This is a genomic window from Arthrobacter sp. B3I9 (assembly GCF_030816935.1).
Taxonomy (GTDB): domain Bacteria; phylum Actinomycetota; class Actinomycetes; order Actinomycetales; family Micrococcaceae; genus Arthrobacter.
Genome location: NZ_JAUSYO010000001.1, coordinates 3,304,147 through 3,317,197, shown reverse-complemented (window position 1 = coordinate 3,317,197; position 13,051 = coordinate 3,304,147). Strand labels below are relative to the sequence as shown.

The following is a 13,051-nucleotide window of genomic DNA, read 5'->3' as shown; positions in this document are numbered from 1 at the left end:
CAAACTCCGTAAGCCACCGGCGCCTGCTGCGGCGTCCACCAGGGAGCGTTCACCATGCCGAATCTCAGCCCCGAGCTCTTGTCCGTCCTGCGATGCCCCGTCACTGGATCCGCACTGGTCCAGGAAGGCGAGGAGCTCGTTGCGACGGAGGCCGACGGTAACGGAACGATGCCGCGCTACCGCATCGAGGACGGTATCCCGCTTCTGCTGCCGCCGGAGTTGCTCTCCGCAGCAACCGCAGCCCCCGCTTCCCAGCACGACGCCGACCAGCACGACGCCGCGTCCCGCACCGCCGGCTAGGGCGGCCCTGACCGGCAGAACAGACCAGCCCGGCGACGGTCCCGCCCGGACCTTCCCCCTTGCGGCGATCCCCGAACCAGGCCGCACCGAATTACTTCCCGTACACGCAAGGTCACAGCCACCCCGGCCACCGATGACCAGCCGGCAACCCAAAAGGATTCACATGACTTTCGATTACAAGATCGCGGACATCTCCCTCGCCGAGGCGGGCCGCCACCAGATCCGCCTGGCAGAGCACGAAATGCCCGGGCTGATGTCCCTGCGCGCGGAGTTCGGCGCGAGCCAACCGCTCAAAGGCGCCCGGATCGCCGGATCCCTGCACATGACCGTGCAGACCGCCGTGCTGATCGAGACCCTTACCGCCCTCGGCGCCGAGGTCCGCTGGGCCTCCTGCAACATCTTCTCCACCCAGGACGAGGCCGCCGCCGCCGTCGTGGTCGGCAACGGCACCGTTGAGGACCCGCAGGGTGTTCCGGTCTTCGCTTGGAAGGGTGAAACCCTCGAGGAATACTGGTGGACTGCGGAGCAGATCCTCACCTGGCCCGGCGCGGACACCGACCCGGACCTTGGTGCCAACATGATCCTTGACGACGGCGGCGACGCCACCATGCTGGTCCACAAGGGCGTCGAATTCGAAGCCCTCGGCGCCGTGCCGGAGGCCGCTTCGGACGAATCGGACGAAGGCCGGGTCTTCCTGGACGTCCTGCGCGCCTCGCTGCAGGCGGACCCGCAGAAGTGGACCCGGATCAGCTCCCGCCTGCTCGGAGTCACCGAGGAGACCACCACCGGCGTCCACCGCCTGTACCAGCTCGCCGAGCAGGGAAAGCTGCTGTTCCCGGCGATCAACGTCAACGACTCCGTCACCAAGAGCAAGTTCGACAACAAGTACGGCATCCGGCACTCGCTGCCGGACGGCATCAACCGCGCCACCGACGTCCTCATGGGGGGCAAGGTCGCCGTTGTCTGCGGTTACGGCGACGTCGGCAAGGGCGCGGCGGAGGCCTTCCGCGGCCAGGGCTCGCGGGTGATCGTGACCGAGATCGACCCCATCTGCGCCCTCCAGGCAGCGATGGACGGTTACCGGGTCGCAAAGCTTGAATCCGTCCTCGGCGAGGGCCACATCTTCATCACCACCACCGGCAACAAGGACGTTATCCTGGCCGAGCACATGGCCGGCATGCGGGACAAAGCGATCGTGGGCAACATCGGGCACTTCGACAACGAGATCGACATGGCCGGGCTGGCCCGGATCCCCGGCATCAAGAAGGTCCAGATCAAGCCGCAGGTGCACGAGTGGGTCTTCGACGAGGGCACCTCCGAAGAGCGGTCCATCATCGTCCTGTCCGAAGGCCGGCTGCTGAACCTCGGCAATGCCACCGGGCACCCGTCGTTCGTGATGAGCAACTCATTCGCCAACCAGACCATCGCCCAGATCGAGCTGTTCACCAAGCGGGACCAGCCCGACGGCGAGCGTGAATACGAAAAGCAGGTCTACGTGCTGCCGAAGGTCCTCGACGAAAAGGTCGCCCGGCTGCACCTGGACGCCCTCGGCGTCGAGCTGACCGAGCTGTCCAAGGAGCAGGCCCAGTACCTGGACCTTGACGTCGCGGGCCCGTACAAGCCGGGGCACTACCGCTACTAGAAACCGGATGCTGCCCGTTTCCCGACCGCAGCAAGGTAATCCCTGGAAGGACCCGAGTATCGTGATCGCCCCGAAAAGCTGGAGCGCCGGCCGCAAGATCGCCGTGCTCGGAGCGGTCTGCGCCCTTGCTGCGGCAGGCGGAGTTTTTGCCGCGACGGGGCCGCTGGCCCACGCGTCCTTCGCCTCCGAGGCGGCGTCGCCGGAACGTTCGACGCCGGGGCTTGCCTTCCCTGTGGTTGCCCCGGTCAAGCTTGACGTCTCGCCCGCGAACGCGGCCACCCAGGTCAATCCGGCCGCGCCGGTGACTTTGAAGGTGGCCAACGGAAAGATCGAGCGCGTGGCCCTCACCAGCGGATCCGGCGACGCGGTGAAGGGCACCCTCGGCGCAGGCGGCTCCAGCTGGACAGCATCGGAACCGTTGAAATTCAATACCCGCTACACCTATACCTTCGCCGTGCTCGACGGTGCCGGGCGCAAGAGCAACACCACCCGGAGCTTCACGACGGTCTCCACCGCCAATGAGGCCGACGCCGCGATCTACCCACTGGACGGCATGAAGGTCGGCGTGGCACAGCCCCTGCAGATCACCTTCAGTGAACCGGTCCTCAACCGGGACGCCGTCGAGAAAGCCATCAAGGTCACCTCCACGTCCGGCCAGGCCGGCGATTTCCACTGGTTCAGCAACACCATGGTCAGGTACCGTCCGGAGGTCTTCTGGGCCGCGAACAGCACCATCACCATGGATCTGAAGCTGTTCGGCGTGGAGCTCGGCAACGGGCAGGTCGGGAACTTCAACAAGGTAGTCACCGTGCACATCGGCGACAAAAAGACGGCTGTGGCAGACGCGACAGCGCACACCTTCACGGCCAGCGTCAACGACCAGCAGGTCGGCAAGTGGCCGGCGACCATGGGTGACACGCGGTTCCCCTCGGCAAGGGGTTTCCTCGTCTTCATGGAGAAGTACCGCGTGGAGCACATGGATGCGTCCACCATCGGGCTCAAACCGGGCGACCCGGCGTACTACGGCCAGCTCGACGTCAACTACGCCACCCGCCTGACCCCGAGCGGGGAGTTCATCCACCAGGCCACGGACTCGGCCATGCCCTATCTCGGCACGGCAAACCTCTCCCACGGCTGCATCGGCTTGGGACCGGACGGCGCGAAATGGGTGTTCGACAACATGACCAGCGGTGACGTGGTCCAGGTGATCAACACGGAAGGCGACTTTGCCGCTTTCGACGACGGCTTCGGGGACTGGAACATCCCCTGGGCGCAGTACGCAAACTGACCTTCAAACAGCGCCCGGAATCCCGGCGGACTCCCGGGGTGGCACCTCGCCCGGCCGGAGGGTCTGGCGGTAGGCTCGGAACCAGAGATATTGGGTTGCCAGGCGCAGGCCCGGCGGCACGGAAGCCTATGGAAGCGAAGCTGCAGTGACCGACACAAGTCCCACACCACAGAATCGGCAGGATCCCCACCTGGATCCCGCCGATGACAGCGACGAACCCGCCTTCGACTGGATGAAGCCGGCTGCGCCCGGTACCGGGGAACCGGACCACGACGCGGGATCTTCCGGAACTGGAACCGGAGCGGGTGCCAGTGCTGTGCCGGCCGCCGGCGCCGTGCCGGCCGCCGGCGCAGTGCCGGGGAGCCGGGCCGGCCGCAGGGCGGCCGAAGCCGCCGCAGACCGGGCCGCCCCTGAAGAGGAGCTGCACACCTCCGCCCTGCAGATCCGCCCGCCCCGCGAAGAGGTGGAGCGCCGGAATGCCGAACGTGAGCAAGCGGCCAAGGCCAAGCCGGTCCTCCCGCGTGTCATGCAGGTCCTGCTGGCGGTCTGCTTCCCGGTCATCCTGCTCGTCCTGGCCGTCCGCGCCGTCACCAGCCCCTTGTTCCTGTGGGTCGAGTACAACCGTCCCGGCTTCCCCGGCGACGGCTACGGCTTCAGCACCGACGACAGGATGACCTACGGTTCCTACGCCGTGGACTACCTCAGCAACTGGGCCGGGCCGAGGTACCTGGGAGAGCTCGTCGACCGCAACAAGGACCAGCTTTTCAAGGCGGGCGAAGTCAGCCATATGGCCGACGTCAAGCTTGTCATCCTGTCCGCGTTCGGCGCCGGCGTCGTACTGATCCTGCTCAGCCTCATCGCGATGATCTACCTGCGCCGCCGCAGCGCCGGAGGAATCCGCCGGGGGCTCTTCGCCGGCTCAATCGTCAGCCTCGCCCTTATTGTCGGCCTGGGCGTGCTGGCAGTTCTCGGCTGGGAACAGTTCTTCACCGAGTTCCACCGCCTGTTCTTCGCGAACGGCACCTGGACGTTCTCCCTGCAGGACACGCTGATCCGTTTGTTCCCCGGCCAGTTCTGGGTGGACGCCGGCATCGTCATCGGCGCCCTGGTGCTGCTGGCCTCCCTGCTCACGCTGATCCTCACCTGGCCCACCAGGAAGAGGCGCGGCCTTCCGAAGCGGCGTGCTGCAGCAGACGCCGCTTCAGGGGAGGACGAGGGCGCAGCGGCCGAAGGCGGCCGCGGATCGCAGGCCGCGGGGGAGCCGGCCGGAGGACAGGCCGGAAAGCGTCCGCGCTTCGGGCGGCGGGCCAAGGCCGCGAACGCCGGCGCTGAAGAGGATCCCGCTGACGGGCCAGTGAACTTCACCGCCGGTACCGGAGCGGACTCTGGTACAGGGACGGGCTTCGACCACCCGGAAGCGGACGGCAAGCCGTCCCGGGGTCACTCCGGGGCAATCTAGATCCAGGACGGCATCCACATCCGGAAACGCCAGTCCTGGTAGGAGATCGTCTCTGCCGTCCACACAGGATAAAAGAAGGCCGACACCAGGACGGCGGTGACCACGAAGAGCGTCACCACGTATAGTCCGGAGCGGCGGCGCCAGAGGGGGTCCGTGCGCTTGCCCAGCACGAGGCCGAGGCAATACGCGAGGGCGAGGACCAGGAACGGTTCGAAGGACACGGCGTAGAAGTAGAACATCGTGCGCTCCGGATACAGGAACCAGGGGAGGTAGCCGGCGGCGACTCCCGCGAGGATGGCGCCGGCCCGCCAGTCCCGCCGGCCCGCCCACCAGAAGAGCAGGACCCCCAGGCAGACCGCCGCGCCCCACCAGATCACGGGATTGCCCACGGAAAGGATGGCCGTGGTGCAGCTGCCTGTCTGGCAGCCCGGGCTGCCAGGCTGCGGCGATTCGTAGAAAAACGAGGTGGGCCGGCCCAGCACCAGCCAGCTCCACGCGCTCGCCTCATAGGGATGGTCGGCGCTGAGCCCCTGATGGAACTTGTACGCCTCCAGGTGGTAGTGCGCCAGGGACCGCACCGCGTTGGGCAGCCAGCCCCATTGCGCGGACGGGTTGGTGTCCGCCCAGTGCCGGAAATAGGCGTCCTGCGACCGGAACCAGCCTGTCCAGGTCGCCGCGTAGGTGAGCGCTGCGGCGGGGACAACGCCGAGGAACGCCGGCACGCCGTCCTTGAGGATGCCGCCGCTGATCCAGCCGGAAATCCCGGCGACCCGCCGTGCGCTGAGGTCCCAGAAGACGGTCAGCAGCCCGAAGCCGGCCAGGAAGAACAGTCCGGACCATTTGGTCCCCACCGCAAGGCCCAGGCAGACGCCGGCAACGATGCGCCACCACCGGACACCGAGCCAGGGGCCGGAAGCCAACTGGAGTGCCGACGGTTTCCCGTCCGGGCTGGCGGCGGCCTGCCGGCCCAGCCTGGCCGCGAGCCGGCGCCGCCCGTCGTGCCGGTCCAGGAGCAGGGCGCCGAAAGCGGCCAGGACCCAGAACATGAGGAAGATATCCAGCAGCGCTGTCCGCGACATCACGAGATGGTGCCCGTCAACTGCCAGCAGCACGCCGGCCACCGCCCCCATCGTCAGCGAGCTGAACAGCTTCTGCGCGATCAGGGCCAGCAGGAAGATGGACAGCGTTCCGGTCAGGGCGGCTGCAAACCGCCAGCCGAAGGGATTGTCCGGGCCGAAGAGCCACATACCCGCGGCGATCATCCATTTGCCCACCGGCGGGTGGACGACGTATTCGGGGGTGTCCAGGAGCACGCCGGGATTGCCGGCGATGAAGGAGTCATTGGCCTTCTCCGGCCAGGATCGTTCATAGCCGCTGACCAGGAGCGAGTAGCCGTCCTTGACGTAGTAGGTCTCGTCAAAGACCAGATTGCGGGGTGTGTCCAGCCGGACAAAGCGCAGGATCCCGCCGAGGCCGGCGGTGAGGGCCGGAATCAGCCAGAACCACAGACGCAGCGACGCAGGATAATCCCGCCAGCTCTGTATGTTGCCGATCAGCCGCTCTTTCAGGGCCTCGGGGGTGAAAGCCTCGGTGGGGCGGCTGATCCAGCGGTGCCCCTCAAGATTGCGTCCGGACGGGGCTGTCGAGGGCGCCGGTCCGGCTGAACGGGCCTCGGCGGGCCTCGTGGGGGTCTGCGTCACCTTGCCCATGCTACCTTTCGCGGCCCGCGCCGGCCGGACCCTGCGGCGGCAGTAGGCTGGTTGTGTGGACCATGACATCAGCACCTCACCGCATCAAGCCGTCGACGCAGCAGACCAGACCGAGGCTGGCGGCCCCGGCCGGATTGTGCTGGCGGCAACGCCCATCGGCAACGTCGGGGACGCTTCCTCCCGGCTGATAGAACTGCTGACGACGGCGGACGTCGTCGCCGCCGAGGACACGCGGCGCCTGCACCGGCTGGTCCAGAGCCTCGGCATCACAGTGGGCGGCCGCGTCATCAGCTACCACGAGCACAACGAGGCAGCCAAGACCGCTGAACTGCTCGACCAGGTCCGCTCCGGGAAGACCCTGGTCATGGTCACCGATGCCGGCATGCCATCGGTCTCCGACCCGGGGTTCCGCCTCGTTGAAGGGGCCGTCGCGGCCGGCCTTACGGTTACCGCCGTCCCGGGACCATCGGCCGTGCTGACGGCTTTGGCACTTTCCGGCCTGCCGACCGACCGCTTCTGCTTTGAGGGGTTCCTGCCGCGGAAAGCCGGTGAGCGGTCCTCCCGGCTGGCGGATCTCGACGCCGAGCGCCGCACCATGGTGTTCTTTGAAGCGCCGCACCGGCTGGAGCCGATGCTCCGGGCCCTGCGCGAGCGGTTCGGCGCGGACCGCCGTGCCGCCATTTGCCGGGAACTGACCAAGACCTACGAGGAAGTCATCAGGGGGAGCCTGAGCGAACTGCTGGAGTGGGCCGAGAGCAGCGAGGTGCGCGGCGAAATCGCCGTTGTGGTCGGCGGCGCCCCGGAACGCGAGCCGGGCAAACCGGAGGACCACGTGGAAGCCGTCAATGCGCTCATAGCGCAGGGTATCCGGCTCAAGGAAGCCGTCGCCGCCGTGGCAGAAGACACCCGCGTCAGCAAGCGGGAGCTCTATTCCGCGGTTCTCGCGTCCCGCTGACCCGGAGGCTCCGCGCCCCGGGACGCACCGGGGAGCGGGGAGGGGGACGAGAGGATGAGGCTGTGCAGCTGCACAGTGAATCCGGGCCGCAGTAGGGCAGTCGAGGATAGACATCGCCAAGAACCCGGCAGTACCGTGAGGGTAAATCCAGCGCCTGTTGCCGCGCTGTAGCCGACCCATGTTTACCTGTTAACCCGAATTGCCGACGAGGGAGTCAACCGTGACTGTAACTGCCCAGCCCAGTGTTACTGCGGAGCGCGAGGGCGCGCTGCTTGCGACTGTTCCAACAGGTTTGCTCATCAACGGCGAGTGGCGCCCGGCCGCGTCGGGAAAGACCTTCGATGTGGAAGACCCCTCAACCGGCAAGGTGCTGCTGAGCATCGCCGACGCCGGAGCCGAGGACGGGGCCGCTGCCCTGGATGCCGCAGCTGCCGCGCAGGACTCGTGGGCGAAGGTGCCGCCGCGTGAGCGCGGGGAGATCCTCCGCCGTGCGTTCGAGCTGGTGACCGAGCGTGCCGAGGACTTCGCGCTGCTGATGACGCTCGAAATGGGCAAGCCGCTTGCCGAGGCCCGCGGCGAAGTGACCTACGGGGCCGAGTTCCTGCGCTGGTTCTCCGAGGAAGCCGTCCGTGCCTTCGGCCGGTACTCCGTTTCCCCGGACGGCAAGTCCCGTCTCCTCGTGACCAAGAAGCCGGTGGGCCCCTGCCTGCTGATCACGCCCTGGAACTTCCCGCTGGCGATGGCCACGCGCAAGATTGCCCCCGCCGTGGCCGCCGGCTGCACCATGGTCCTTAAGTCCGCCAACCTCACGCCGCTGACGTCGCAGCTGTTCGCGGCCGTGATGATGGAGGCCGGGCTGCCCGCCGGCGTCCTGAACGTCATCCCCACCTCCACCGCCGGCGCCACCACGGGTCCCCTGATCAAGGATTCCCGGCTGCGCAAGCTCTCCTTCACCGGCTCCACCGAGGTCGGGCGGAAACTGCTCGCGGATGCGTCCGGGACGGTGCTGCGGACCTCGATGGAACTCGGCGGCAACGCCCCGTTCGTCGTGTTCGAGGACGCCGACATCGATGCCGCGGTCGCGGGGGCGATGCTGGCGAAGCTGCGCAACATGGGTGAAGCCTGCACGGCCGCAAACCGCTTCATCGTCCACGAGTCCGTCGCCGAGGAGTTCGCCGAGAAGTTCGCCGCAAAAATGGGCGCGATGACGACTGCCCGCGGAACCGAGCAGGATTCCAAGGTCGGCCCGCTCATCGACGCCAAGAGCCGGAACAAGGTCCACGAGCTCGTCAGCGATGCGCTCTCCTCCGGCGCCGTGGCGGTGGTCGGCGGCGGCCCGGTGGAGGGGCCGGGCTACTTCTACCAGCCGACCATCCTGAAGGGCGTCGCGGAAGGCGCACGGATCCTGTCCGAGGAGATCTTCGGGCCCGTCGCTCCGATTGTCACGTTCTCCTCCGAAGATGAGGCCGTGCGGCTTGCCAACAACACCGAGTACGGGTTGGTGGCCTACGTCTTCACGAAAGACCTGAACCGCGGCCTGCGGATGGGCGAGCGGCTCGAAACCGGCATGCTGGGCCTGAACGCCGGCGTGATCTCCAACGCCGCAGCGCCTTTCGGCGGGGTCAAGCAGTCCGGACTCGGACGCGAAGGCGGCCTCGAAGGCATCGAGGAATACCTCTACACGCAGTACATCGGCATCGCAGACCCCTACGCCGGCTAGGAAGAAGCCGGCACAGCAGGCCTAGCCCCGGCGCACCCGGCGGAACCCGCTGCGGATCCTTGATCTGGCGGCCCGCCGGGTGCGCTGTGCCAGCTGCGAGAGGGCACGGGCGGGCGCCGAAACCGTCCTGCGCCAGCTGGCCATGACGGAGGGTGGCAGCCAGGCCGCACGGAGCCGTACCAGCGGCCGCGCGTTTGCCCGCAACGCGGCCTGGACCGCGGCGATCCTGGCAACAGCCGCGGCAGCAGAAGCGTTGGCCGTGCGGTCGGCCGTGCGGCCGGCGGGCAGGATGCCCGCCCCTCCGCCGGGCCGCCCGTACTGGTGCCGCTCGAAATCACCGGTCAGGGAAGTTACAGCGCCGTGCGCGGCAGCCGCGGCACCTCCCGCATCGCCGAGGGCGTCGGAGCGCCGCAGCCGCTCCGAGAAGTGCCTCGGCGTCTCACTGGTACGGGGTGCAACGGCGTAGTCCGTTGCAAGATCGCGCAGCTCGGCGAAGGCCGCGAAAGCAGACCCGCCGGCTCCGCCGTCGGCCTTCAAACGACGGCGCCGGACCCGGCGGCGGGCCAGCTGGGGGGACGCCACAAGGCCGCCCACCAGCAGCAGTGCACCGGCACCGTAAAGCGCGGGCAGCCACTGGGTGCCGGCATCGGCGGGGGCTGAGGCGCCGGGCAGCGGGACCGGAGCAACCTGGGAGGGGACGGAGGCGTTTTCCTCCTCCGGCTGGATCAGGCCGTCGTTGTTTTCGTTGGTGCTGGCGCCGCTGGGAAGAGCGTTCTCGGTGGAGTAGGACGGGACGACGCCCCGGGACGGAGTCGGTTCAAACGGAATCCAGCCCACGCCCTGGAAGTACAGTTCCGGCCACGCGTGGGCATCCCGAGCGTCCACCTCGAACTCCGGAAGCGCGCCCTGGCCGGCGATGGACACCGTCGCTCCCGTGGGGCGCCCCGGCGCGTAGCCGACGGCGATACGGCTCGGAATACCCTCCAGCCGCGCCATGACGGCCATGGCAGAGGCGAAGTGGATGCAGTACCCGCTTTTCTGCACAAGGAAGTCCGCCAGCACGGACAGACCGTTGCCGTCGTAGCCGCCCTGCACCGGGGATTGCAACGAGTAGGTGAATTCGGGAGAGCGCAGGTACTTCTGGATCGCCACCCCCTTGGCATACGCGGTCCCGCTGCCTCCCGTGACTGTTGCGGCAGTTGTGCGTACGACCTCGGGGACGTTGGCCGGCGGCCGGAGGAACAGCTCCGCGACACCCTGGCCCGGGGGCGGGGCCTGCTCCAGCAGGTCCGGTGTCAGTTGCGGGGCCGCGGAGAGCACGACGTACTGCTGGTCCCTCGAGTTGGTGTCGACTCCCTTGATGCTGAGCGTCGCAGGATCCCAGCTCCAGCGCCCGGTGAGGCCGTTCACGGCCTCGGGAGCGTAGGGGACCGGAAGATAGGGGCTGGTGAACAGGCCGGTGTTGACGGCCGTGACAACCCGGACTTCGGTCGCGGCTGACTCGAGCCCCGGATCCATCCGTCCGGTGCCTACCCGGCGGGTATCTTCCCGGTCGTCCGGCGACCAGGAGTCGCCGTTGAAGCTGTCGACGGTGACGGACCGGAGGTACGGGGCGGAGGGGGCATTGGTGGCGTAGGTGATCCGGCCCTCACCGGTGGGACTCCGCAGGCTGTTGCCCAGGCTGATCATCGGGTTGAGCCCCGTGGCGGTGCCGAACGGGTTCAACCGCGAACCCTGGGGGAAGGTGCCCTGGTCGAAACCTGGAATCACGAGCTGCAGCAGAAGGGTGACGGTCAGTGCCAGGGCCCCGGTGAGGCCGGCCCGCCGGATCTGCCCGGGATTGCGGGCCGTGTCCGCCCGGGTCCGGGGATCCGGCGCAAACCACTCGCTGCAGGCGAGGATGAGCAGGTACCCGACGGCGGCACCAACGAACCCCAGCACGCCCACGCTTTGCGGCTTGATCATGGCGGGGGCCACCAGGATGGCCAGAATTCCCAACCCGCTGGTTGCGGGCAATGCCAACGGGAACGCCAGGGCATCGATGAGCAGCACCAGCAACCCGAGGACGGCGCAGGTCAGCAGCACGATCCCGGTATTGGGGGCCACGGGGGCGCTCTCGGCCAGGACTGTTTCGCTGGCACGGCGCAGGAACCGGCCCAGCTGGGTCATGGTGGCTCCGGAGGGGATGAAACCCATGATGCTGTGCGGGCGGAAGAAGGTGAACGTGAGGATCAGAACGAGCGAGACCAGGCCACCCAGACCTACGAAAACGGTGCGCCACCGCAGGGCCCGGAGCGCTGCCATGGTCAGGGAGACTGTGAATACGGTTGTCACCACAGGGGAGTACCAGGCCCAGCCCCGCAGGACACCGTTGAGTCCCAGGGCTGCCCCGGCGACGGCGGTACCGATGGCCAGGGCCATGATCCAGGGCTGGGCGCCGACGCGGCGCCGGCGGGCGGCGCCGGGGGAAGGGATGACGGCCGCGGCTGCGCCCCGCCAGGGGACGTCGTCCGCCGGAGTGCGCCGTTGCGGGGTGAGTGTCATGGCCGCGCCCCCGCACTGCGCCTGGCATCCGAAGCGCCGGCAAAGCCGGCCGCCTGGTCCTGGTCAAAGGCCGACCAGGCGTCCGGGAGAGAGGTTGCAGCGGAGACGGCAACGGCCCGCCAGCCGCCGAGCCGCAATGCCTCGAGAACTTGGCTGGATTCGTGCACCTGCTCGCTGACGACCAGGGCAAAGGCATGTGCTCCGAAGCCCGCCGCCGGGGCGAGGTCCCGGGCCTCACCCGGAGTAAGGGTTCCCAGGATGGCGAGGACCGGTCCGCGCAACCGGTGCGCGGCCAGCTTGTCCATCAGCCGGTCGTCGAAGGGCCGAAGCCCGGAGTCTGTTCCGTCCGGAGCTCCGTGCCGCGAGGTGCCTTTCGAGTCGCGGCGCGGGTGGAGCGGCCCGGTGAGGTGGATGGCAGCCAGGCTCTCGGCGACCGATTGGAGCCCTGCGGAGCCGATGTATTCCTCAGCTTCAGGCTCCGGGGCGGAGGGGGAATGAAGGAACGCCGGCTCGCCGCCGGTGTCCAGGAAGCGCAGGGCGTAATTGCGCTCGGCGAGGTGCGCGGAGATGGACATGGCCGCCGTGACGGCCCATTCGAAGGCCGCACTTGTGCTGAGTTCATGGCCGTCCGCGTCCGCCACAGCGGAGACACCGGGGTGGGCACCCCGGGGAAAGGCCGCGAGACGCTGGTCCAGGATGACGGTGGCCTCCGGGGTGGTGACTGATTCCTCCTGCCGGACCATGAGTTCACCGTGCCGTGCCGTGGCGGCCCAGTGCACGCGGCGCATCGGATCGCCGTGGCGGTATTCGCGCGTCATGACGTCGTCGTCGCTCGGGTTGGCGCGGGTCCGCGTCGCGGTGACGCCGTCGTGCCCGCGGGCGCCGGCCAGGCCGGTCACCGGGAGTTCGACGGCGGCGGGCGTCACCGTGAGAATATCGCCGTCGTCGATCGCGTGGCGGTGCAGCGAGAGCCCGAACGGGTCGCTGAACTCGGCCGTGACCGGTCCGATCCGGAACTGGCCGCGCTGCCCGGACCGGAGATGGTATTCGTAGCGGCTGGTCCCGTTTTCCGCCCCGCGCGCGGGAAAACGGAAGGCGGGCGATTCCCCGAACCTGGCCGGCAGTTTCTCTTCCATCAGGGCGTGGCCGGAGCCGGCCCCGGTCCGCGCCACCGCCAGCAGGACAGACGTGGTGGCAGCGGTTTCGACAGTGGAGGGATGGAACTCCCGGTAAACCTGGAACCGTGGCTTGAGTACCCGGGTTCCTGCGAGCGCGAGAAGCGGCAGGACGAACAGGAAGATGGCCAGCGCCAGTAGGTCGCGGCGCCCCATGACCTGGGCCGCCAGCAAGGAAACCGCACCCGCGGCCAGCAGGCCCCAGCCGCGGGTGCTGAAGATGTTTCTCGGAATCCGGTCCATCAGCCCCATGGCGGAA

9 protein-coding genes are annotated in these 13,051 nt (G+C 68.3%); 6 read left to right on the top strand and 3 right to left on the bottom strand.

The window, feature by feature from the left end; all coding sequences use genetic code 11:
- Positions 1 to 54 precede the first annotated feature (54 nt).
- The 4 genes from QFZ65_RS15350 to QFZ65_RS15335 all read left to right on the top strand — a co-directional run bounded on the left by QFZ65_RS15350 (position 55) and on the right by QFZ65_RS15335 (position 4,689).
- Positions 55 to 300: a Trm112 family protein gene (locus tag QFZ65_RS15350; RefSeq protein ID WP_306911558.1), complete on the top strand. Its 246-nt coding sequence runs from the start codon at positions 55 to 57 to the stop codon at positions 298 to 300.
- Between the two features lie 163 nt (positions 301 to 463).
- Positions 464 to 1,942 (top strand): adenosylhomocysteinase, encoded by a 1,479-nt coding sequence (ahcY, locus tag QFZ65_RS15345; protein ID WP_306911557.1) that lies wholly within the window; start codon positions 464 to 466, stop codon positions 1,940 to 1,942.
- Positions 1,943 to 2,006: 64 nt separating this feature from the next.
- On the top strand, positions 2,007 to 3,230 hold the full coding sequence (locus QFZ65_RS15340) for an Ig-like domain-containing protein (protein ID WP_306912605.1): 1,224 nt from the start codon (positions 2,007 to 2,009) through the stop codon (positions 3,228 to 3,230).
- Positions 3,231 to 3,375: 145 nt separating this feature from the next.
- The gene (locus QFZ65_RS15335) at positions 3,376 to 4,689 is read left to right on the top strand and encodes a TIGR01906 family membrane protein (RefSeq protein WP_373427601.1); all 1,314 of its coding nucleotides are present in this window, start codon (positions 3,376 to 3,378) and stop codon (positions 4,687 to 4,689) included.
- Here the strand turns inward: QFZ65_RS15335 and QFZ65_RS15330 are convergent.
- Positions 4,686 to 6,398, bottom strand: a complete 1,713-nt coding sequence (locus QFZ65_RS15330; protein WP_306911556.1) for a dolichyl-phosphate-mannose--protein mannosyltransferase — start codon at positions 6,396 to 6,398, stop codon at positions 4,686 to 4,688. The two genes, QFZ65_RS15335 and QFZ65_RS15330, sit on opposite strands and share 4 nt — an antisense overlap.
- Positions 6,399 to 6,465: 67 nt before the next feature.
- Between QFZ65_RS15330 and rsmI the strand changes: the two genes are divergently transcribed.
- On the top strand, positions 6,466 to 7,353 hold the full coding sequence (rsmI, locus tag QFZ65_RS15325; protein ID WP_306912604.1) for a 16S rRNA (cytidine(1402)-2'-O)-methyltransferase: 888 nt from the start codon (positions 6,466 to 6,468) through the stop codon (positions 7,351 to 7,353).
- Between the two features lie 220 nt (positions 7,354 to 7,573).
- Positions 7,574 to 9,073, top strand: coding sequence for an NAD-dependent succinate-semialdehyde dehydrogenase (locus QFZ65_RS15320; RefSeq protein ID WP_306911555.1), 1,500 nt, complete (start codon positions 7,574 to 7,576; stop codon positions 9,071 to 9,073).
- A 21-nt stretch (positions 9,074 to 9,094) separates the two neighbouring features.
- On the opposite strand, the gene QFZ65_RS15315 is transcribed toward QFZ65_RS15320, so the two are convergent.
- Complete coding sequence (locus tag QFZ65_RS15315) at positions 9,095 to 11,617, bottom strand: DUF3488 and transglutaminase-like domain-containing protein (RefSeq protein ID WP_306911554.1); 2,523 nt, start codon at positions 11,615 to 11,617, stop codon at positions 9,095 to 9,097.
- On the bottom strand, positions 11,614 to 13,044 hold the full coding sequence (locus QFZ65_RS15310; RefSeq protein ID WP_306911553.1) for a DUF58 domain-containing protein: 1,431 nt from the start codon (positions 13,042 to 13,044) through the stop codon (positions 11,614 to 11,616). The genes QFZ65_RS15315 and QFZ65_RS15310 overlap by 4 nt, the downstream gene beginning before the upstream one ends.
- Positions 13,045 to 13,051: the final 7 nt, after the last annotated feature.